Genomic DNA, 20630 nt, shown 5'->3' on the forward strand with positions numbered 1-20630 from the left:
CCGATCGGCCCCGCCCTCCCCCGCCCCGGTTTATGCCCCCGATTCCGCTGCTCGTGTTCGTCCTGCTGGCCCTCGTCGGCCACGTGGTGTTCTGGGTCGGCTTCGTGAACCGCACGCACGCCTGCGGCTGGAACCACCGCGTGGTGGACGCGCTGACGATGATCAGCGCCGTGGCGCTGGCCGGCGTGCCGCTGTGGGCGGCGTGGCTGTGGGCGGCCGGCGGCTGGCCCGCCGTGCGGCAGTCGACCGCGCTAGCGGCCTACGCGTGGGTGATGGCGCCGCTCACGGTGCTGTCGATCGTGCACCAGGTCTGGCTCCGCCTGCACCCCGAGCGGCGGACGGTATCCAAGTCGGTCACCGCCGAGCGGATCGACTTCCGTCCCGAGCTCGGCCTCGGGATCGCCAACCCCGTGCCCCGCGCGTTCTGCCGCCTGCCGGGTAACCAGGTGCTCACGCTCTCGGTCGAGCGGCTCACGCTCGGCCTGCCGCGGCTCCCGGGCGAGCTGGCCGGGCTGAAGATCGCCCTCCTGGCCGACCTGCACATGTCGGGCAGGTTCGGCATCGAGCTCTACCAGAAGATCATCGAGCAGGCCAACGCCTGGCGCCCCGACCTGGTCATCCTGGCGGGCGACCTCGTCGAGAAGGACCACTGCACCCCGTGGGTCGCCGACACCTACGGCCGCCTGACGGCGCCGCTGGGCGTGCACTACGTGCTGGGCAACCACGACAAAAAGTGTGACCACGCCGCGGTACGCCGCGCGCTGGACGCCGTGGGCGCGGTCGACGTGAGCCGCCAGGCGGCGCAAGTCGAGCACAACAACCACGTGATCCAGATCGCCGGCAACGAGCTCCCCTGGTTCGGGCCGCCCGCCGAATTCACCGACCCAGGCGCCAACGCCGACCCCGACCTGCGGCTGGTGGTCGCCCACAACCCCGACCAGTTCGGCTGGGCCGTCGAGCGCGGCGCCGACCTGATGCTCGCCGGGCACAACCACGGCGGGCAGGTCCAGTTCCCGCCGCTCGGCCCGGTGCTCACCCCCAGCCTGCACGGCACGCGGTACGCGTGCGGCACGTTCCGCCGCGGCGACACCATCATGCACGTCACACGCGGCACCGGCTCACTGGCGCCGTTCCGCTACTTCTGCCCACCCGAGCTCACGCTGATCACGCTCGAGCAGCCTAGTTCTTAGCCGGGTGCCGGGGGCGCTCCCGCTAGGGAAGCCCCCGATGGCCAGCAAGACACGGCGAGTACCTCTCGGGGGCTTCCGCTGTCGCGGAGCGCCCCCGGCGCCCGCGCTCATCGCATAAACGGCCTACGCGGGTGGCAGCGACTTTCGCCCGCGGCAAAGCTCGCCAGCCAACAAACATCAGCCGGGTGAACGTCGGTGTCGCTTCTGACAAGCGGCGTTCCACCCGCCGGTTGATGGGACATCCTCAACGATTCCTACTCTAAGTTTGCTGGTAAACGGTAGCTGTTGCCAAGCAATCAAGGCAAACAAAAGCGAAGAACATTCCTTCGGAATATTGCTCGATGTCCTGGCGGTCAACCTGCGCAAGAAACATCATCGTTTGGCTGCATTCCAAGCACTTCGGGTATGCTGAATCCTGAACCCAAGTGGGGTACCCACCAATCTGGGAGAACCTTGTCGGAAGGAATTGGTCTGCTGAATGCAATGCTGAGCGACCTTTGCCAACACGCAAACTGCCTTGAGGCAGTCTACCCCACGCGTCTGAATCATCGGGCAGGTATTCTGGCCGCACGTTTCTTGGCGACCAAACTGTGCTGCCATTGCGGTCAATGCTGCTGAAGACGGTTCCAAATGCCGTACAGACTTCGCAGGTGAGAACCTCAACTTGGTCTCGGCAAGCGTCGGTGTGGGGGAGACCAAACGCCGCCAACTCTACTTGGAAGAGATTCGTAAGTTTAGACGAGCACCAAGGACAATGGTCGCCGCGCTCGCTGATAGCCCGGAACGGCTCCGCTGTGTTTGATGCTCCACTTTCAAGAGCATGGCATTGAGGAAAGACAAGATCACGCCTATTGCCTTCAGGCGTTAGCTCCCAACCTGCCTCACGCGAGTAGTCTTCCGGAGGAATGAACAGCGAATCACCCCAAGCGGGTTTCTCGCTTCGCCACTTGCGAAAATGCTCCACTACCGTCGAATCACCAATCCATGCCAGCGCTAGAAGCGCGGGGCCGCGGCTACATGCATCGCATTCAACTCTCTCAACTAACTCATCACGTACATCAACGGGGGCGTTACGGAACGCAAGACTTGGCAGAATCCGACCGTACGAAACGAGCCGTCTCAAACACGCATCTAGTGGTGTGCTGGTGAAAGCTGACAAGCAAAGGCATATTTCTTCCGCCTCTTGGTTGCGTTCAGTTCCAACGAGGCCCTTCGCGTATTCAGTCAGCCGACTCTGCTCAGACTCACTTAGACCGAGATATAGCTCATCGGTTGGCGTCGGATGGGGAATCCAGTTGATGAGCGGGTCGTACTTGCGTGGCTTGTGAATAACCTTAAGAGCCTCAACAACATCGGTGACACCTTCAAACTCGTTGAAGTCTCGACGGTTCTTGCGGATGTACTCGTCACGCTCCTTTTTGGCCGCCGCCTGGACACAAGGCATACAGCGCCCACCAGTACGGGCCGCGGTAGTTTCCTGAATCAGGTTGGAACAACCGGATGCCTTGCAAACAACTTTATCGACCATGGCGAGCTTCCACCCATTTGCAAGCGAAGGTTTTGCTTCCCACTTATCCGTTTCGAGCGGGTGCAGCGGCTTGGCATATTTTGCTAGCCGGGCGCCTTCCTACCCGCCGGGTGCCGGGGGCGCTCCCGCTAGGGAAGCCCCCGACGGCCAGCAATACGCGGCGAGTACCTCTCGGGGGCTTCCGCTGTCGCGGAGCGCCCCTGGCACCCGCATTAAGTTCCTAACTTCTCAAACCTCTTCTTCCACCACAGGGTTCGTCAGCTCCCCAATCCCCTCGATCTCGACCGTGACCGTGTCGCCCGGCTGCAGCCAGACCGGCGGCTGGCGGGCGAAGCCCACGCCGTGCGGCGTGCCGGTGAACAGCGCCGTTCCCGCCCGCAGCGTGGTGCTGCCGCTGAGGAACGCGATCAGCTTCCTCACGCTGAAGATCATGTCGGCGGTGGTCCAGTCCTGCATCACCTGGCCGTTGAGCGTGGTCTTGATGGCCAGGTTGTTGGGCTCGGGCAGCTCGTCGGGCGTGACCAGGCAGGGGCCCAGCGGCGCGAAGGTGTCGAACGTCTTGCCGCGGCAGAACTGGCCCCCGCCCCACTGCGACTGCCAGTCGCGGGCGCTGATGTCGTTGCCGCAGGTGTAGCCCGCCACGTAGCTCAGCGCGTCCTCCTCGGTGGCGTTCTTGCAGTCGCCGCCGATCACCACCACCAGCTCGCACTCGTAGTCCACCTTGTCGCTCCGCAGGGCGCGGGGCAGCACCACCGGGTCGCCCGGGTTCTGCACGGCGGAGGTGGTCTTCATGAAAAGCACGGGGTGCTCCGGGCAGGGCTTGCCCCCTTCCTCGGCGTGCTTGGCGTAGTTGAGCCCGATGCAGAGGATGTCGACCGGCTCGATCGGCGCCAGCAGCTTGGCGACCTGCGCCGGCTTGCCGGTGTCGATCGGCGAGTGCAGCGGGTCGCCGTCCAGCAGCGTGATGCCGCCGTCCGGCTGCAGGCAGCCATAGTGAACCAGGCCGAGCGGGTCCTCAAAACGCGTGATCTTCATCCGGGCTGCCTTCTGCTAGAATACGCCTTCGTGTCCGCCCGAGAGCTTACCGCCAGGGCCCCGCCCCGTACACTGCCCCGCCGCTATGCCCCCCGCCCCACCAACCAGCTGCCTGGAACTGCTGCAGGCGATGGTGCGCTTCGACTCCGTGACCCCCCGCACCTCCGGCCGCCCCGACGCCGAGCAGCCGCTGGGCGCATACGTCGCGGGGCTGGCCAGCGGCTGGGGCCTGGCGGTTACCGAGCTGCACGTGCCCGGCGGCGCGCCCAACGTGCTGGTCACCGGCCCCCGCCAGCCCGATGCGCCGTGGTGGCTGTTCGACAGCCACCTCGACACGGTCGGCATCGAGGGGATGACTATCGACCCGCTCGGCGCCCACATCGAAGGCGGCCGCCTGTACGGCCGCGGCGCGTGCGACACCAAGGGCACCGGCGCCGCCATGCTGTGGGCGCTCCGCGAGGCGGCCGCCGCCGGCACGGCGCCCGCCAACCTGGCCCTGCTGTTCACCGTCGGCGAGGAGGCCCGCCAGGTCGGCGCCCGCGCCTTCCTGGAACGCGACCTCGCGAAGCTCGGCTGGTCGCCCGCGGCCGTGGTGGTCGGCGAGCCCACGCAGATGAACGTGGTGCGGGCCGCCAACGGCTACGTCCGCATCCGGCTGGCCACCCACGGCCGCGCCGCGCACTCCAGCTCGCCGGAGCAGGGCCTCAACGCGATCAGCACCATGGCCCGCGCGGTCACCGCGATCGAGGACCAGTACATCGCCGGCCTCGACGCCACGCACCCGCTCACCGGCCGCTCCACCTGCAGCATCAACGTGATCCGCGGCGGGTCGGAGCACAACGTGGTGCCGCCCCGCTGCGAGGTGACCATCGACCACCGCCTGACCCCCGGGCAGGACGGCGAGCTGGCGCTGGCCGGCATCCGCGCCGCGCTCGACGCGCTCGCCGCCCGCGACAACCGGCTGGAGTACTCCTTCGACGATGTCGAGACCGCCCCGCCTATGGGCCCCGAGCTCAACGGCCCGCTCAGCGAGCACGTCGCGTCGGTGCTCAACGCCGCCGGCATCGCGTCCACCGTGCACGGCGCCCCCTACACCACCAACGCCAACCACTACGGCGGCGCCGGCCTGAAGTGCGTGGTGCTCGGACCCGGCGACATCGCCCAGGCCCACACCAAGGACGAGTGGATCTCCCTCGAGCAACTCCAGCTAGGCGTGCAAGGCTACCGCGCCCTGATGGAAAGCCTGCCCCAGGCTTAGCCCCTCCCAATCAGCCGCAGGGCGCTAGCCCCCGGTTCTGCCCCGTTGTCCGAATCGTTTTGTCCAAAAACACGAGCGAAGCGGACAAAACCCCCAGCACACCTCGCCCCCAGTTCGCGTTTCCCCCTTCTATTGCAGCGTCTGCCGTTAGCCCGGCGGGATGGGGCCCAGGGTTTTGTCCGATTTGGGCCACATGAGGGGACACTATCGGACCCCCACCCACGCGACGCGTGCTCCTCCAAGGCCGCAGGCCGAACGACCCAACCGCGCAGCAGACACCCCAGGGCGGCCGCAGCCAAGGCCGCCCGTCCCGGGAAAGTGCACGCTAGTCACTAACGATTGGACCACGCCGGGTGGCCGGTTTCTACAACGAACTGGCGAAGGCCTGGCGTTGATTGGCGGCTTGGATGAGGCGTGCAGCCTCCGCAAAGCTGGCTTGTAGGAGTGTTGGCGTTCTACTTCTGTGCATGATGGCCGCTGGGCGCCACTGCTGGCTTGTCCAGCAGTGCGATCCAGGTACCCGCTTCACACTGCCAGACGAGCTGGCAGTGGCGCCCGGCGCTTTGGCGTGGCGTCACGGCCGCTAACTTGCTATCTCGTCGCGGGAGAACCGCAACCCAGGACAACCGTGATGACGCTCCGTATCCTCACTCGCCTGATGCTAGCAGTGGTGGTGCTCGTCGCCGGCCAACGCCTCGCGGCGGTACAAGCCTACGACGCCCTCCCCCTCGATGCGGGCCACGCAGCGCCCGAGCCGCCGGCTGCTCCCGCGGCGCTCACCGACCCCAGCGTGCAGCCCGCCTCCGCGGTCGCGATGCCGGGCGCCATCGGGCACGACCCGTGGTACGGAGGCGTGGAGTTCGGCATCACCCGGTTCGTGCACGCCAACGGCATCTTCGCGCTCACGGACGACGAGGTCGGCGCGTCGTTCCGCCCGTTCTTGGGCTACGAGAACCCCCGCGGGCTGGGCATGCGGGGCGACCTCTACTTCGCCGGCGCCGAGTCGGTCGCCACGCTCGCTGCGGACGCCAGCCGATTCGGCCTGGACCCCGACGCCTTCAGCCTGAACATCGACCTCTACCGGCGGCTGCGGCTTGACGACTTCGACCTCTTGCTGGGCGCTGGCTCGCGAATCGCCGCGTTCGGCTTCGACTACGGCGATGGTAGAGAGGACCGCTGGTCCGGCGCCGGGCCTTCTCTGTTCGCCGAAGGCCGCCAGCTGTACTACGCGACCCCTTGCAGCGAGTGGAGCGTCATCGGCGGCGGCCGACTGGCCTACCTGGTGGGCGAGGCGGACTACGTGGGCATCGACGGCTACGACGATGTCGGCACGACGATGACCACCGGCATGGCGTACCTCGGGTTCGAGTACCGACGCGAGTGGTCGCGTGGCGACTTCCTGTTCCAGTTCAAGGGAGAGACCCAGGTGTGGCGCGTCGAGGGCAGCCTGAAACTCGGCCTCGACACGACCGGGTTCCTCGTCGGCGCCAACTGGTAGCCACCGGCGAGACGTGTTTCAGCCGGGCGCCATGCCTACCCCCGCGACAGTGGGTAGGCATGCCTAACGGCAATTCAACCAGCAGTATGCTCACCCGCTACCGGGTGTGAGCATGGCGCCCGGCTCCCCAATTGTTGGTGCTTGAGCACAGATCGATTAGACTCAGGCGCGCCGAGCATGTACACGTTCGCAACGTCCTGTAGTGCCCCAGATCATCCGAGGTTCGAATGGCTAGAGCTTCCACACGACACGTTACGATAGGGCTCATGGCCGTAGTCGTCTGCGTATTTGCGTTCGCTGTCGTTGGCAACACTACAGCCCAGCAAGGAGGCAACGGAGACGAGAGCAATCAACCCGACTTAAGGTGGTCCAGGTTGTCCTCGAACCGAGACCTTATAGTCTCGCGGACAAAGGTCCCAGGCGGTTGGTTTGTATGTGTGCGGGACAGACTAACGTCGAACCGGCAAAACCCCCCTCCGAGTTCGTTCTTTTACCCAGATCCAGAGCACGAATGGGATGGCACAGGGCAATATCGGTAGTCCCACACGCTGAAGGCGAGAGTCTACAACATGCGCCGGCTTCACCGTCCGACGGCCCCACGTAAGCCGAACAACACCGGCTCTGCCAGTGTGAAATGAGGGACGTGCCCAGAACTCGAGAGCCACTGGCGGCGGAAGAGCGGGCTTCTCCGGCGCGACGAGCGTCAGCCTTTCGCCCAGAAGAACCCCACCACCACGCCGCCCGCGAGCAGCAGCAGGTGGATGAAGTTGACCTCGTGCAGGTGGGCCAAAAAGTATGGCAGGCTGCCGTCGGCCAAGAAGGGGAAGCAGTGCCACTCCGCCAGGACCGAGGACACGAGACCCGCGATCAACGCGATCACGCCGGTCGCCAGGTTCCGGTCGCGCACCGCCAGCTGCACGCCCCAACCCGCGCCGGCGCCCATCAGCATGCCGGCGTGCAGGCCTATCCGCGCGAGCAGGACGAACACCACCGCGCCGACAACTGCGCCGCCGATCGCGCCGGCCGCTGCTTTGGCTAGGTCCATGGCTACCTCTTCCGTCCGTTGGCGTGCTGGTTGCGTGGGTGGCGGTGCGGCGCCCGCTCCGCCTGCCCGGTCATCTCGTACAGGAACCGGCTGGGCATGCTGTCGCGAGGCTTGCCCCACTTGCGGCGGGTGAGCGCCAGCGAGAGCGTGAGGCGGTCCTGGGCGCGGGTCACCCCCACGTAGGCCAGCCGGCGTTCCTCGTCGATCGAGCCGTCGTCGGCCTCGATCGAGCGGCGGTGCGGCAGGATACCCTCCTCCATGCCGACCAGGTACACGTGCGGGAACTCCAGCCCCTTGGCCGCGTGCAGCGTCAGCAGGCCGACCGCGTTCTGGTCGAGCTGCGACTCCTTGTCGTTGCCGTCGGCCGGGCCGCCCAGGGCGATCTCTTCGAGGAAGCCCTCCAGCGGCGTCTGCTTGTCGTCGGGGTCGCGCTCCTTGTCGTCGAACTGCGAGGCGGCGTTGACCACCTCGCCCAGCGCCGCGACGCGGGCGTCGCGTTCGTTGGGGTCGGGGTACAGGCGGTCCAGCTCCTGGCGGTAGCGGGCCTCGTCGATGACGCGGTCGATCAGCCGCGTGACCGGCCCCTGGTCCGCCTTCCAGCCCTCGACCATGCGGACCAGCGACGCGCAGCCCTGCTTGGCCGCGGCGGTCAGGCCGGGCACGTTGGCCGCGTCGGTGACCACGCGCCACAGCGGCACGCCCCGCGAGACCGCCTGCTCCATCATCTTCTTGCGGGCTCCGTCGCCGATGCCGCGGGGGGGCGTGTTGAGGATCCGCAGCAGCGAGGGCTCGTCGTCCGGGTTGGCGGTGAGCTTGAGGTACGCCAGCACGTCGCGGATCTCGCGGCGGTCGTAGAAGCTCATGCCGCCGATCAGCACGTAGGGGATGTTCTGCGAGCGGAGCTCGGCCTCGAACGCGCGGGGCTGCTCGTTGGTGCGGAACAGGATGGCCACGTCGCGGTAGCGGAGCTTGGTGGTCTCGACCTTGCGGCCGATGTCCCACACCACCTCCTTGGCCTCGGTGGCCTCGTCCTTGTACTGCATGATGCGGGGGGGCTCGCCGCCGCCCTTGGCGGGGCGGAGCACCTTGTCGTGCCGGTGCGCGTTGTGCACGATCAGCGTGTTGGCGTAGTCGATGATCGGCTTGCGGCTGCGGTAGTTGCTCTCCAGCCGCACCTCCTTGGCGTCGGGCCAGTCCTGCTTGAACTGCAGGATATGCGTCACCTCGGCGCCGCGCCACGAGTAGATGGACTGGTCGTCGTCGCCCACCACGCACAGGTTGCGGTGGCCCATCGCCAGGCCGCGGACAATCTCGTACTGGCTGTGGTTGGTGTCCTGGTACTCGTCGACCATCACGTGGTCGAACCGCCCGGCCTCCTCGCGGCGGACGCTGGGGAACTTGCGGAACAACTCCTCGGTCAGGTACAGCAGGTCGTCGAAGTCGACCGAGCCGCTGTTCTTCAGGTGGTTCTGGTACCGCCGGTAGGCGACCGCCGCCAGGTGCTCGCGGTCGGTCTCCGCGACGCCGCCCGCCTGGGACGGCGTGATCGACCGCATCTTCCACTGGCTGATGATCGCCAGCAGGTCGCCCGGCTTGAGCGCGTCGTTCGGGGCGCGGATCTCCCGCAGCGCGGTGCGGGCGTGGCTCTCCTGGTCGCCGCGGTCGGCGATGGTGAACTTCTCCGGGTAGCCCAGCCGCGTGGCGTGCCGCCGCAGCACCCGCACACAGAGCGAGTGGAACGTGGAGATTTCCGGCTTGGGGGCCCCCCGCTTGCGGCGTTTCCGCTTGCCGCCGTTGAGCAGCTCGGCCGCCCGCTCCTGCATCTCGCCGGCCGCCTTGCGGGTGAAGGTCACGGCCAGGATGCGGTCGGCGGGCACGCCGCTCTTGATCAGCTGGGCGATCCGGAAGGTCACCACGCGGGTTTTCCCGGTGCCGGCGCCCGCCAGCACCAGCAGGGGGCCGCGGAGGGTCATCACGGCGTCGTGCTGGGCGGGATTCAGGCCGGAGGGCATAGGGATTGGGGAAATCGGGGTTTGCCCGTACCATAGAGTGCTTCGGGCGGCAGCGAGGCCGCCATGATAGATTGCCAACCGCAAACATTAAATCGCCCTATGGACTCCCAACACCGTCACGAACTGGCCGAGAACGAGCTGGCCCACTGGCTGGAAGACTTTATCGAGCAGGTAAAGCCGTTCGCCTCGCTGATCGTGATCGGCGTGGTGGGCGTGATCGCCCTGTTCACCGCGTGGGGCTTCTACCAGAAGTCCAATAAGGCGAACCAGGCCGCGGAGTGGTCGCTCTACACCACCACCACGCTTGAGGGCGTGCCCAACATGAACGCCCTGGAGACCGCCGCGGCCGACCTCGAGGGGTCCGGCGCGCCAGCCGACTACGCCAGCGTCACGTGGGCCGAGGGCAAGCTGTACGAGGCGTCCGAGACCGTGCTCACCGACCGCGACAAGGCCCTCGAGGCCACCGACGCCGCGCGGCAGGAGTTCGAGCGTCTGCTGCTCGCCAAGGGCGTCCAGCCCGCCATCCGCAACCGCGCCCAGTTCGGCCTGGCCCGCAGCTACGAGCTCGACGGCGACTGGGAAAAGGCGGTCGAGGCCTACAAGGAAACCAAGGGCGCCTTCGCCGAGATGGCCGCCGACCGCGCCGAGGCGCTCGCCAGCGAGGACGCGAAGGAAGACCTGCAGTGGCTCGCCACCGCCAAGGCGCCCGCGTTTAGCATGCCCCGCGGCCCCGGCATCCCCGGCCAGCAGCCCGACTTCGCCCCGGACGACTTCGACATGGGGGCCGCCGACGCCGAGCCCGAGGCCGACGTCACACTCGAGGACCTGCTCGAGAGCTACCAGGACGAGGCCGGCGAGGAAGGCGAGATGACCAGCGAGGGCGCCGAGATCGACGCCGAGATCGAAGAGATGCCCGCCGACGTTGAAGCCGAGGCCGACGCCCCCGCCGAATCGACGGAGCCGGCCGAGCCCGCCGCGGAAGAGCCCGCCAACGCCGACACCGAATCGGCCGACGCCGGCGAGCAGCCCTCCGCCGACGAAGCGACCGAAGACGAGCCCGCCGGCGAAAAGCCCTCCGACGAGTAGCCCCCGCGCGGCGAGTCCCGCTCTATGCCCGCTCCCCCGCCGCCGGAACTGCCAACCGACCTGATCGTCGACGAGGCGGCGCACGGCGCTCGGCTGGACGCGTACCTGGCCGCCCAGCTGCCGGGCCTCAGCCGCAGCCTGCTCCGCAAGGCGATCGACTCCGGCGCGGTCACCGTCGACGGGCAGCGGCGCAAGCCCTCTTTCCGCGTGGAGCACGGCCAGTCCGTGCACGTCGACGCGTTCGAGCTGCCCCACGAGGGCCCGGCCCCGCAGGCGATCGACCTCGACATCCTGCACGAGGACGACGACCTCATCGCCGTCAACAAGCCGGCCGGCATGGTGGTGCACCCGGCTAAGGGGCACTGGGAGGGCACGCTGGCCAGCGCGCTGGCGTTCCACTTCGGGCAGCTCAGCGACATCGGCGGCGCGGCCCGGCCCGGTATCGTGCACCGGCTCGACCGGGACACCTCCGGTGTGATCGTGGTCGCCAAGCACAACCGCGCCCACGAGCACCTGGCCGCCCAATTCCACGACCGGACCACCGAGAAACGCTACCTGGCAATCACCCAGGGCGTGCCGGACCGGGACGAGGACGTGGTGGACCGGCCGATCGGCGACCACCCCCACAGCCGCGAGAAGAAGGCGATCCGCGCCGATCACCCCTCCAGCCGCGAGGCGCTGACCCGGTTCAACGTGCTCGAACGGCTTGGCGGCTTCGCCCTGGTCGAGTGCCTGCCCAAGACCGGCCGCACCCACCAGATCCGCCTGCACCTGGCCCACCTCCACTGCCCGGTGCTGTGCGACAAGCTGTACGGCGGCCGCAGCCAGGTCACCGCGGGCGAGCTCGAATCGGGCGCCGCGGGCGGCGGCGTGGTGCTCGCCCGCCAGGCGCTGCACGCCGCGGATTTGAGCATTTTCCAGCCAACCAGCGACCACAGGCTTACTTTCCGGGCGGCGATCCCCCAAGATATGCAGGCCGCGCTCGACTGCCTCAAGCGCGGCTAGTCTCCCCGCACAAGGAGGACCGGCATGGGTTTGGTGAGCGAGTTCAAGAAGTTCGCCCTGCGGGGCAACGTGATCGACCTGGCGGTCGGCATCGTAATCGGCGCCGCGTTCAAGGACATCGTCACGGCGCTGGTCGACAAGATCATCATGCCGGTGATCGGCGCCATCACGGGCGGGATCAACTACGGCGAGCGGTCGGTCAAGCTGCCGGTGCCGGGCCTCGACGCCGCCGACCAGCCCGAGATTGGCTACGGCGCGTTGCTGCAGGCGTCGATCAACTTCCTGATCATCGCCTTCGCGCTGTTCCTGGTGATCAAGGCGGTCAACAAGGTCGAGGAGCAGTTCGCCGACGACTCAGAACCCGACCCCGCGCCGCCCCCCGAGGATATCAAGCTGCTGCGGGAGATCCGTGACGCGCTGGTGAAGGAATAGCCGGCTGACCACTGAGCCGGACGGCGTTGTGGGCGCGCTCTTCGAACATGGTATCGCTGTGGACGCGCAGTTGGAGACTGCCCTACACGCCATCCCACAAGCTCAGCCTGAGCTTCCGACATTCCACAACCACTACTCTCGTACGACTTGTCTCTTGTGACGGCGGTGTACAAGACTTGATCGATACGACAGATCGGGTCTGGCCCCAAGTCGAGTGTCGGCCGGACCTCAGAGAGATTCGTGACGGCGCCAAATCGGAGAATGGCCTGATCCGGCAGCCTCGGATCCGACATCCGCGCCGAGCCCAGGTCGAGGAACAAGTGAATCTCCTGACGCGGTCCGAACGAGACCCGCTCGACACAGGCATCGTGCAGCGAATGGTCCAGGGGCTCTAGGTTCACTTCACCGTCTTCCGCCGATGGTGACCTTCCGCCCCTCGACCTGGACGCGGCGATTAGCGATCAGCTTCAGCACGTGCGGGTAGGCCTCCTTCTCGGCTTCGAACACGCGGGCGGCCAGGGTGTGGGCGTCGTCGTCGTCGAACACGGGCACGGGCTGCTGCCAGATGATGGGGCCGTTGTCGTACTCGTTGTCGACAAAGTGCACCGTGACGCCGGTCACCTTGGCGCCGTAGTCCAGCACCGCCTGATGCACGCGGTCGCCGTACATACCGTGCCCGCAGAACGACGGGATCAGCGACGGGTGGATGTTGACCACCCGGCCCATGTAGTCGTCCGGCACCGGGGCCAGCTTCAGGAAGCCGGCCATCACGACCAGCTCTGCCCCGGCCGCGCGGCAGGGGTTGAACACCGCCTCGCCGTAGGCTTCGTGCGAGGCGAAGCCCCGCCGCTCGACCACCTCGGTGGGGACGCCGGCCTCTTCGGCAAACTTCAGACCGCCCGCGGCGGCGTTGCTGGAGATCACCAGCGCAACCTCCACCGGCAGCGAGCCCTCCCGCGCGAGGTCGATAAAGTTCTTCAGCGTCCGGCCGGAGCCGGAGATCAGAACGGCGATGCGGGGCTTGGTCGAATCAGGCATGCTCGGTCGCGTTGGATAGGGTCTTCTGCCAGTAGCCGACGTCCAGCCACCGGTCGAACTTGCGGCCCACCTCGCGGAAGTGGGCGGATTTTACGTAGCCGAGCTTCTCGTGCAACGCGACGCTCGCCTCGTTGGGGAGCGTGACGCCGGCGATCAGCACGTGCGGCGCGATCGGCGCCAGCCGCCGGAACAGCTCGCCGTACAGCCGCGTGCCGTGGCCCTGGCCCCGGGCGTCGGGGGCAAGATAGACGCTGGTCTCGAGCGTGTGCCGGTACGCGGCCCGCTCGTGCCACGGGCGGGCGTACGCGTAACCCTGGACCCCGTGGTCGGTCTGCAGCACGATCCACGGGTGCCCGGCCGCCACGCCCTCGACCCGCCGGCCCATCTCATCGGGCGAGATCGGCGTGACCTCGAACGTAACCACGGTCTCGACGATGTAGTGGTTGTACACCTCGGCGAGCGACGCGTAATCGGCCGGCGTTGCGTCGCGGATCATCACAGCACCTTTGAGCGTCCGCATCGTGGAATGGGGTGAAGACTGAGAAGCGAGCGCTGAGTCTTAATGAATTGAACCACCAAGGGCACAAAGCTTCCTTTCATTGACCACACGCTGCTTCGTGCTCTTCGTGTCCTTCGTGGTAGAACTCACTACGGCAAGCGTTTCACGTACAGCTTGGCTGCGTGATCGCCCAACGCGAGCTCGATTGGCTCGACGCCGCTCAGCTCTTTGAACGCGACTTTGTCGGATAGGGTCTCGCCGGCCAGGTAGTCTTGGTGCTGATCGACCGCTTGCCGCACCGGCTCGGCGTCGCTCTCGACGCCGATCTCGATCCGGTCGGTGAACTCGCAGCCAATCTCCTTGCGGCGGTCCTGGATGGCCCGCTTGAGGTCCTGGGCCAGGCCCTCGGCGATCAGCTCGTCGGTCAGCTCGGTCGCCAGCACCACCACCACGCCACGGTCGTTGGCGGCGGCCCAGCCCTCCTTGGCGGTGATGCGGACCTCGACCTCCTCGGGCGAGAGCTCGACCTGTTGGCCGTCGACCTCCAGGTTGATCTTGCCGTTGTCGCGCAGGTTGGCCAGCAGCTCGCTGCCGCTGGCCTGATTGAGCGCGAACTTGACCTTCGGCATCAGCTTGCCGAGCTTCTTGCCCAGCAGCTTGAAGTTGGGCAGCACCTCGTGGTCGACGTACTTCTCCGGCGAGTCGCTGTACTCCACCGCCTTGACATTCAGCTCGTCCTGGATGACCGACGCGTGCTGCTCGAGCCACGCCTGGTGCGTGTTGTCGGCCAGGATCACCTCCACGCGGGAGAGCGGCTGCCGCACCTTCAGGCCGGCGCCCTCGCGGGCGCGGCGGCCGAGCGAGCTGATCAGCCGCACCTGGTCCATCCGCTCGGAGAGGTCCAGGTCGACGACCGACGGGTCCGCCTCCGGGTAGTCGCACAGGTGCACGCTCTGGAGCGACCCGTCGAACACGCCGGCCAGGTTCTGCCAGAAGGTCTCGGCGAGGAACGGCGTGAACGGCGCGATCAGCTTGCTGGTCGTGACCAGGCACTCGTACAGCGTCCAGTACGCGTCGAGCTTCTCGGGCGAGCGTTTGTCCTTGGCCCAGAAGCGGTCGCGGCTGCGGCGGACCCACCAGTTGGAGAGCCCGTCGACGAAGGTGGTGACCGCCTCGCAGGCGCCGTAGTTGTCGTACGCGTCCATCCGCTCGGTGACCAGCGCCGCGGTGCGGTGTAGCTCGCTGATGACCCAGCGGTCCAGATCCGCGCGGTCGGCCAGCGGGCGGTAGCTGTCGGCGCTGGCCAGGTCGGCGGGGTGCAGCTGGACATCCTCCCCCTTCACCGCTCCGCACTCCGCCTTCGGATCAAACCCGTCGATGTTGGCGTAGATCACGAAGAAGCTGTAGCAGTTCCATAGCCGCAGCAGGAACTCGGGGATGCTGTCCTTGATCGCCTGCTCGCTGTAGCGGATCGACGTCCACGGCGGCTGGTTGGCGAACAGGTACCAGCGCAGCGCGTCGGCGCCGTACTTGTCGAAGATCTCGTTCGGCTCGCGGTAGTTCCGCTTGCTCTTGGACATCTTCTGCCCGTCCTCGCCCAACATCAGGCCGAGCACGATGCAGTTCTTGAACGGGTGCGGGTAGGCGGTCGGCTGTCGGCCGTTGGCGGTCGGCTCATCGCCGCCCCACAGCATGGTTGAGATCGCGAGCTGGCTGTAGAACCAACCGCGGGTCTGGTCGATGGCTTCGCTGATGAAGTCGGCCGGGAACTGGCTCGCGAAGCGAGCCGCCGCTGACTCCCTCCCCCCTTGGGGGAGGGGTGAGGTGGGGGCGCCCTGGGTACCGGGATGGTCTTGGGCGAAATCGGAACTCGACTCACCCCCACCCCGGCCCTCCCCCGGAGGAGGAGGAAGTGTCTCGCCCCGATACCCCCACTGGGCGAAGGGCATGGCGCCGCTGTCGTACCAGCAGTCGATCACCTCGGTGACGCGTCGCATGCGCGCGCCGTTGGCGTACGGGCTGTCGTACGTGACCTCGTCGATGTACGGCTTGTGGACCTTGAGGTCCTCGGGCAGGGCGGGGTTGGCGGCCTTGGCTTCTTCCCAGGCCTCGGTCCCCGCGACGCCGGGCTTGGCCAGCAGCTCGTCGTAGCCGCCGATGGCCTCCTGCTTGCCGGTCTGCTCGCACTGCCAGACCGGCAGCGGCGTGCCCCAATAGCGTTCGCGGCTGAGCGCCCAGTCGACGTTCGACTCCAGGAACTTGCCCATGCGGCCGCCCTTGATGTGCTCGGGCAGCCAGTTGACCCGCTGGTTGTTATCGAGCATCGCGTCCTTGAACGCGGTGGTCTTGATAAACCAGCTCTCGCGGGGGTACTGGATGAGCGGGTCTTCCTCCGCCCGCCAGCAGAACGGGTAGTCGTGCAGGTACTGTTCCTGGTGGAACAGCAGGCCGCGTTCCTTGAGGTCGCGGGTGATGTCCTTGTCGCAGTCCTTGACCCAGCGGCCGCGGACGAACTCGGGCGCCTCGTCGGTGAACTTGCCGTCGGGGCCGACGCAGTTGATCAGCGTGGGGCCCTGGCCCGCCTCGAAGCGCGCCTGCTCAGACACCAGCACCTCGTAGTCGACCTCGCCAAACGCCGGCGCCTGGTGCACCACGCCCGACCCGCTGTCGGTGGTGACGAAGTCGGCCGACACGACCCGCCAGGCGAGGTACTCCTCGCCGCCCGACGCGAGGTTTCCGCGTTGGGCGCCGCCGAGCTTGAACGGGACATCGCCGGCGGCGTCGCCCGCCTGCTCGCGCAGCTTCTGCCGGTGCTGGGCGCCGGCAAGCGTGTAGTAGCATTCGAACGGCGGAAGGTACCGCCGGCCGATGAGGTCGGTGCCCTGGCAGGTCTCGACGACCTTAAGCTCTCGCTTGAGCTTCGCGGAGATCGGCTCGACGAGGTCGCTGGCGAGGATCAGTCCCTCGCCGGTCTCGCTGTCCTCGACGGTGGCGTACTCGATCTCGGGGTGCACCGCGGCGAACTGGTTGCTGGGCAGCGTCCACGGCGTGGTGGTCCAGACCAGCAGGCTGGTCTTGGTGACCTGGCCGTCGTCCAGCAGCGGGAACTTGACGAACACCGACGGGTCGGCGACCTGGCGGTAGCCCTGCCCCACCTCGCCGCTGGAGAGCGCGGTGCCGCCCTGCGCCCACCACCACACGATCTTGTGGCCCTGGTACAACAGGTCGCGGTCGAACAGCTGCTTGAGGCTCCACCAGACGCTCTCCACGTAGCTCTGGTGGTAGGTGACGTACGCCTGGTCGAGGTCGACCCAGAAGCCGAGCCGCTCGGTCAGGCGTTCCCACTCCTGCATATAGCGCCAGACGCTCTGCTGGCACTTCTGGATGAACGGCTCGACGCCGTGCTGCTCGATCTCCTCCTTGGAGTGGATGCCGAGCTCCTTGCAGACCTCCACCTCGACCGGCAGGCCGTGGGTGTCCCAGCCCGCCTTGCGCTCGCAGCGGTAGCCGCGCATCGTCTTGTAGCGGGGGAAGACGTCCTTGATCGCGCGGGTCAGGCAGTGGCCCGGGTGGGGCATGCCGTTGGCCGTGGGAGGCCCCTCGTAGAATACGAACGGCTCGGCGCCCGCGCGACGCTCCAGCGACTTGTGGTAGATCTCATTCTGCTTCCAGAACTTGAGGACGTCCTCTTCGAGCTGCGGGAAGCGGGGCGATCCGTCGGCGGGTTGGAACATAGAGGTTGGGGTTCCGGGATCCGGGTCTCGGGTTCCGTCCAGTCGTGGTGAATCCCCTCTGGCGCGACTGGCCGATGCGAAGGCGGCAAGAGCCTAGGCGGCGACAAACATAGTTCCGGCCCCCGAATCCCGAGACCCGGAACCCGACTCACTCGTCGTCGAAGTCCGGGTCGTCGTTGAACTCGGAGTCGTCGTCGCCGTCGTCCTCGTCCCCGTCTTCCTCGTCCGGCGGGAACTCGTCGGCGTACTCGCTGTCGCCGAGGTCGTCGTCCCACTCCTCCTCGAAGTCGTCGTCAAACTCGTCGTCGAAGTCGTCGTCCTCGAAGTCGTCGAACGGGTCGCTGGAACAGACCTCGGCGGCGGCGGGCGTCCGCCAGCGGTCCCCGCTGGGGAGGGCCGCATCGCCAATCGGGACAGCATCGGTCGCCGTAGGGTTCATCTCGGGCGCCACGCCGCCCAGCGGGGCGGCCTCTAACGGGTTCCAAGATTCGGACGCCTGGGTGACCATCACGCGATGCCTTGTTATTTTGGGTTGCAGTTTTGCGGGGCCGAGGGCCGGCGGGCCGCCGGCCGTTTGATAGAATCGCTATTTTGCCCTCTGAACGCCTCTGGGGCTATGGCCGATTGGGCCATCTGACGGCAAATTTGCCCGGCCCCAAGCATCCCGGCCCCCAGCACCGCCAGCATGCCCTCAATCGACACCCCCGACCTGCCGGATCCGCTCGACGTGATCGCCGTGGGAGCGCACCCCGACGACGTCGAGATCGGCTGCGGCGGCGCCCTGGCGAAGCTGGTCGAGCAGGGCCACCGGGTCGGCATCGTCGACCTGACCGACGGCGAACCGACCCCCGCCTCGCCCGGCCCGGAGGCGCGCCTGGCCGAGGCGGCCGAGGCCGCCCGGCGGCTGGGCGTGCACGAACGCATAACGCTCGACCTGCCCAACCGGCGGCTGATGGACGACTTCGACGCGCGGGTCGCGCTGGCCAAGGTGTTCCGGCGGTTCCGGCCCCGCCTGGTGATCGGCATCAGCGACCGCACGCCGCTCGCCTCGCCAGACCACTGGCAGGCCCGGCAGATCACCGATGCGGGCGTGTTCTACTCGCGGCTCACCAAGTGGGACGACCGCTTTGACGGGCTGCCGCCGCACCGGATTTCCGCACAGCTGTACTACCCGCTGTCGTTCTACTCGCTCGAGGCGCCGCTCGACGGCAATTACTTTGTCGTCGACATCGGTTCGACACTCGAGAAAAAAATGGCCAGCATCCGGGCCTACGCCACCCAGTTCCCGCCCGAGAAGCAAGAGATCTTCGCCAAGGTCACGGCCATGGCGCAGCGGTTCGGGTTCGCCGCCGGCTACGAGGCCGGCGAGGTGCTCAGCAGCCCGCGGGCCCTCGGCGTGACCGACCTGATGGGGCTGGTGTTCGGCGCCGGACCACGCCCTTCCTGATGCGCTCGCCCCTTCCTCCCCACTTAACCAACCGTGGCCGCCCGCTGTGCGGCCGGACAAGAACGCAATTGCCATGAGCGACCTGAACGCGACTAAAGAAGAGATGTGCGAGATCGGCCGGCGGATGTACGCCCGGCAGTTTGTCGCGGCGAACGAGGGCAACATCTCGGTCCGCGTGGACGACGACGCCGTGCTCTGCACGCCCACGTTCTTCTGCAAGGGCACGATGACGCCGGACGACATCTGCACCGTGAACATGCGGGGCGAGCAGCTGGACGGCAAGCGGAAGCGCACCAGCGAGGTGCTGCTGCACCTGGAGATCATGAAGGAGCGGCCGGAGATCCGCGGCGTGGTCCACGGCCACCCGCCCCACGCCACGGCGTTCGCGGTGGCGCGCGAGCCGATCCCGGTGGGCGTCCACCCCGAGGCCGACGTGTTCCTCGGCGAGGTGCCGATCGCCGACTACGCCACCCCGGGCGACGACCGCCTGGCCGAGACCATCCTGCCGTTCGTGCACAAGTGCAACACCATCGTGCTGGCCAACCACGGCACGGTCAGCTTCGACGTGTCGCTGGAGCAGGCGTACTGGTGGACCGAGATCCTCGACTCGTACTGCCGGATGCTGATCCTCGCCAAGCAGATCGGCCGCGTCCAGCAGCTCACCGACGCCGACTGCCGGGGGCTGATCGAGCTCAAGAAGCGGTTCGGGTTGACCGACCCTAGAATGGGGGACGACTTCGCCGACGCCGACCTGACCACCAACCCGCTGTTCCGCGACACCTGGGCCCAGGCGGGCGCCGCCGCCAGGGCGTTCAGCCAGGCGGACATTGAGGACCAACTGGTCGACAAGATCGCCCGCCGCGTTGCGGAGCTGATCAAGCAGTAAACGAGCTGCGCCCGGCGTTGAGTCTCCGTTATAATAGCAGTAGGGGCGGACGAACCGCCCCTAGGCTCCTGCACCCGCCCGGAGGCACGCGTCATGCTGGGTCGTATCCTTGTTGCGTTAGGCGGCACCGACTATACGCTGGTGTCCATCGAAACGGCCGTCGCGCTCGCCAAGAAGCACAACGCCGAGCTCACCGGCGTGACCGTCTTCAACGTTGAGCGGCTCCGCCGCATCGGCCCGGTGCCGATGGGCGCCGGCGACATCGCCCAGCAGCTGCGGGACGAGCGGGTGGCGCTCAGCCGCGAGGCGGCGGAGATCGTGATCGCCCGCTTCGAGGAGGCCTGCACCGAGGCCGGCGTCAAGCACAACGTGCTGCGCGAGGAGCACGACGAGCCCGGCAACTTCCTCATCCAGCTCTCCCGCTACCACGACCTGGCGGTCATGGGGCTGCGGGCGGCGTTCGACTACGGCGTCGAGGCCGCTTCGCTCGACGCGGTCAAGCTGGTCGACCGGCTGATCACCGGCGGCGTCCGGCCGATCGTCGCGGTGCCGAGCGAGCCGTTCACGGTCAAACGCGCGCTGGTGGCGTACTCGGGCAGCATGGAGTCGGCCCGCACGCTCCGCCACTTCCTCAACCTCGACCTGTGGCCCGACGTCGAGACCCGGCTGGTTACCTTCGGCCGCGACAACGACGAGCACCGCCAGCTGCTGACCGACGCGGCCGGCTTCTGCGAGTCGCACGGCCGCGCCGTCGAAACCGAGCTGATCGACGCTTCGCCCAACAAGGGCCTGCTCGAGGAGGCCGAGCAATGGGGAGCCGACGTGATCGTGATGGGCAACAGCCACAAGGGCCTAATCCTCCGCCGCGTCCTCGGCGAAACCGTGCTGCACATCATCAAGAACTCGCAGAAGGCGTTGTTCCTGGGGCAGTAGCCGC

General features: G+C 67.3%; 17 protein-coding genes. 9 read left to right on the forward strand and 8 right to left on the reverse strand.

All coding sequences use genetic code 11. The annotated features are described in order from the left end of the window. Nucleotides 1-32 precede the first annotated feature (32 nt). A complete protein-coding gene (locus KOR34_RS12165) occupies nt 33-1190 on the forward strand; it encodes a metallophosphoesterase (RefSeq protein WP_146564850.1) in 1158 nt (385 codons plus the stop codon). A gap of 259 nt (nt 1191-1449) precedes the next feature. On the opposite strand, the gene KOR34_RS12170 is transcribed toward KOR34_RS12165, so the two are convergent. Next, the gene (locus KOR34_RS12170; RefSeq protein WP_146564851.1) at nt 1450-2718 is read right to left on the reverse strand and encodes a DUF1963 domain-containing protein; all 1269 of its coding nucleotides are present in this window, start codon (nt 2716-2718) and stop codon (nt 1450-1452) included. A 228-nt stretch (nt 2719-2946) separates the two neighbouring features. Beyond that, nucleotides 2947-3753, reverse strand: a complete 807-nt coding sequence (locus KOR34_RS12175; RefSeq protein ID WP_146564852.1) for a fumarylacetoacetate hydrolase family protein — start codon at nt 3751-3753, stop codon at nt 2947-2949. Nucleotides 3754-3838: 85 nt separating this feature from the next. On the opposite strand from KOR34_RS12175, the gene KOR34_RS12180 reads away from it, so the two are divergent. After that, nucleotides 3839-5011 carry a M20 family metallopeptidase gene (locus KOR34_RS12180; protein WP_146564853.1) on the forward strand — a complete coding sequence of 391 codons (1173 nt, stop codon included), beginning with the start codon at nt 3839-3841 and terminating at the stop codon, nt 5009-5011. A 631-nt stretch (nt 5012-5642) separates the two neighbouring features. Continuing rightward, complete coding sequence (locus KOR34_RS12185) at nt 5643-6509, forward strand: hypothetical protein (protein ID WP_146564854.1); 867 nt, start codon at nt 5643-5645, stop codon at nt 6507-6509. 703 nt (nt 6510-7212) lie between these two features. Here the strand turns inward: KOR34_RS12185 and KOR34_RS12190 are convergent. Both KOR34_RS12190 and KOR34_RS12195 read right to left on the reverse strand, forming a co-directional pair. Then, nucleotides 7213-7554, reverse strand: a complete 342-nt coding sequence (locus tag KOR34_RS12190; RefSeq protein WP_146564855.1) for a hypothetical protein — start codon at nt 7552-7554, stop codon at nt 7213-7215. 2 nt (nt 7555-7556) lie between these two features. Beyond that, nucleotides 7557-9566, reverse strand: a complete 2010-nt coding sequence (locus tag KOR34_RS12195; RefSeq protein WP_146564856.1) for an ATP-dependent helicase — start codon at nt 9564-9566, stop codon at nt 7557-7559. 99 nt (nt 9567-9665) lie between these two features. Between KOR34_RS12195 and KOR34_RS12200 the strand changes: the two genes are divergently transcribed. From KOR34_RS12200 to mscL, 3 genes are read left to right on the forward strand one after another with little or no spacing between them, the layout of a single operon-like run. Continuing rightward, the gene (locus KOR34_RS12200; protein WP_146564857.1) at nt 9666-10652 is read left to right on the forward strand and encodes a hypothetical protein; all 987 of its coding nucleotides are present in this window, start codon (nt 9666-9668) and stop codon (nt 10650-10652) included. 24 nt (nt 10653-10676) lie between these two features. Continuing rightward, the gene (locus tag KOR34_RS12205; RefSeq protein WP_146564858.1) at nt 10677-11657 is read left to right on the forward strand and encodes an RluA family pseudouridine synthase; all 981 of its coding nucleotides are present in this window, start codon (nt 10677-10679) and stop codon (nt 11655-11657) included. A gap of 24 nt (nt 11658-11681) precedes the next feature. Beyond that, nucleotides 11682-12089, forward strand: coding sequence for a large-conductance mechanosensitive channel protein MscL (gene mscL, locus KOR34_RS12210; RefSeq protein WP_146564859.1), 408 nt, complete (start codon nt 11682-11684; stop codon nt 12087-12089). 402 nt (nt 12090-12491) lie between these two features. Here the strand turns inward: mscL and purN are convergent, their stop codons facing one another. The 4 genes from purN to KOR34_RS26660 form a co-directional block, all read right to left on the reverse strand. Further along, on the reverse strand, nt 12492-13127 hold the full coding sequence (purN, locus tag KOR34_RS12215; RefSeq protein WP_146564860.1) for a phosphoribosylglycinamide formyltransferase: 636 nt from the start codon (nt 13125-13127) through the stop codon (nt 12492-12494). After that, complete coding sequence (locus tag KOR34_RS12220; RefSeq protein WP_228714590.1) at nt 13120-13647, reverse strand: GNAT family N-acetyltransferase; 528 nt, start codon at nt 13645-13647, stop codon at nt 13120-13122. The genes purN and KOR34_RS12220 overlap by 8 nt, the downstream gene beginning before the upstream one ends. A 128-nt stretch (nt 13648-13775) precedes the next feature. Further along, a complete protein-coding gene (locus KOR34_RS12225; RefSeq protein WP_146564862.1) occupies nt 13776-17360 on the reverse strand; it encodes a class I tRNA ligase family protein in 3585 nt (1194 codons plus the stop codon). A gap of 148 nt (nt 17361-17508) precedes the next feature. Beyond that, a complete protein-coding gene (locus KOR34_RS26660) occupies nt 17509-17868 on the reverse strand; it encodes a hypothetical protein (protein WP_197531347.1) in 360 nt (119 codons plus the stop codon). A 177-nt stretch (nt 17869-18045) separates the two neighbouring features. Between KOR34_RS26660 and KOR34_RS12235 the strand changes: the two genes are divergently transcribed. The 3 genes from KOR34_RS12235 (at nt 18046) to KOR34_RS12245 (ending at nt 20626) form a co-directional block, all read left to right on the forward strand. Next, nucleotides 18046-18807, forward strand: a complete 762-nt coding sequence (locus tag KOR34_RS12235; RefSeq protein ID WP_146564863.1) for a PIG-L family deacetylase — start codon at nt 18046-18048, stop codon at nt 18805-18807. A gap of 73 nt (nt 18808-18880) precedes the next feature. Next, nucleotides 18881-19693, forward strand: a complete 813-nt coding sequence (locus KOR34_RS12240; RefSeq protein ID WP_146564864.1) for a class II aldolase/adducin family protein — start codon at nt 18881-18883, stop codon at nt 19691-19693. A gap of 93 nt (nt 19694-19786) precedes the next feature. Further along, on the forward strand, nt 19787-20626 hold the full coding sequence (locus KOR34_RS12245) for a universal stress protein (RefSeq protein ID WP_146564865.1): 840 nt from the start codon (nt 19787-19789) through the stop codon (nt 20624-20626). Nucleotides 20627-20630 lie beyond the last annotated feature (4 nt).

Origin of the sequence: Posidoniimonas corsicana, assembly GCF_007859765.1 — a bacterium.
Classification (GTDB): Bacteria; Planctomycetota; Planctomycetia; order Pirellulales; family Lacipirellulaceae; genus Posidoniimonas; species Posidoniimonas corsicana.

What these genes read in the sequence shown, in the direction of transcription:
- KOR34_RS12185 (WP_146564854.1), top strand. Translation starts at nt 5,643, where the DNA reads ATGACGCTCCGTATCCTCACTCGCCTGATGCTAGCAGTGGTGGTGCTC.
- KOR34_RS26660 (WP_197531347.1), bottom strand. Translation starts at nt 17,868, where the DNA reads ATGGTCACCCAGGCGTCCGAATCTTGGAACCCGTTAGAGGCCGCCCCG.
- KOR34_RS12165 (WP_146564850.1), top strand. Translation starts at nt 33, where the DNA reads ATGCCCCCGATTCCGCTGCTCGTGTTCGTCCTGCTGGCCCTCGTCGGC.
- KOR34_RS12225 (WP_146564862.1), bottom strand. Translation starts at nt 17,360, where the DNA reads ATGTTCCAACCCGCCGACGGATCGCCCCGCTTCCCGCAGCTCGAAGAG.
- KOR34_RS12205 (WP_146564858.1), top strand. Translation starts at nt 10,677, where the DNA reads ATGCCCGCTCCCCCGCCGCCGGAACTGCCAACCGACCTGATCGTCGAC.
- KOR34_RS12180 (WP_146564853.1), top strand. Translation starts at nt 3,839, where the DNA reads ATGCCCCCCGCCCCACCAACCAGCTGCCTGGAACTGCTGCAGGCGATG.
- KOR34_RS12170 (WP_146564851.1), bottom strand. Translation starts at nt 2,718, where the DNA reads ATGGTCGATAAAGTTGTTTGCAAGGCATCCGGTTGTTCCAACCTGATT.
- KOR34_RS12190 (WP_146564855.1), bottom strand. Translation starts at nt 7,554, where the DNA reads ATGGACCTAGCCAAAGCAGCGGCCGGCGCGATCGGCGGCGCAGTTGTC.
- KOR34_RS12235 (WP_146564863.1), top strand. Translation starts at nt 18,046, where the DNA reads ATGCCCTCAATCGACACCCCCGACCTGCCGGATCCGCTCGACGTGATC.
- KOR34_RS12200 (WP_146564857.1), top strand. Translation starts at nt 9,666, where the DNA reads ATGGACTCCCAACACCGTCACGAACTGGCCGAGAACGAGCTGGCCCAC.
- mscL (WP_146564859.1), top strand. Translation starts at nt 11,682, where the DNA reads ATGGGTTTGGTGAGCGAGTTCAAGAAGTTCGCCCTGCGGGGCAACGTG.
- KOR34_RS12220 (WP_228714590.1), bottom strand. Translation starts at nt 13,647, where the DNA reads ATGCGGACGCTCAAAGGTGCTGTGATGATCCGCGACGCAACGCCGGCC.
- KOR34_RS12195 (WP_146564856.1), bottom strand. Translation starts at nt 9,566, where the DNA reads ATGCCCTCCGGCCTGAATCCCGCCCAGCACGACGCCGTGATGACCCTC.
- purN (WP_146564860.1), bottom strand. Translation starts at nt 13,127, where the DNA reads ATGCCTGATTCGACCAAGCCCCGCATCGCCGTTCTGATCTCCGGCTCC.
- KOR34_RS12175 (WP_146564852.1), bottom strand. Translation starts at nt 3,753, where the DNA reads ATGAAGATCACGCGTTTTGAGGACCCGCTCGGCCTGGTTCACTATGGC.
- KOR34_RS12240 (WP_146564864.1), top strand. Translation starts at nt 18,881, where the DNA reads ATGAGCGACCTGAACGCGACTAAAGAAGAGATGTGCGAGATCGGCCGG.
- KOR34_RS12245 (WP_146564865.1), top strand. Translation starts at nt 19,787, where the DNA reads ATGCTGGGTCGTATCCTTGTTGCGTTAGGCGGCACCGACTATACGCTG.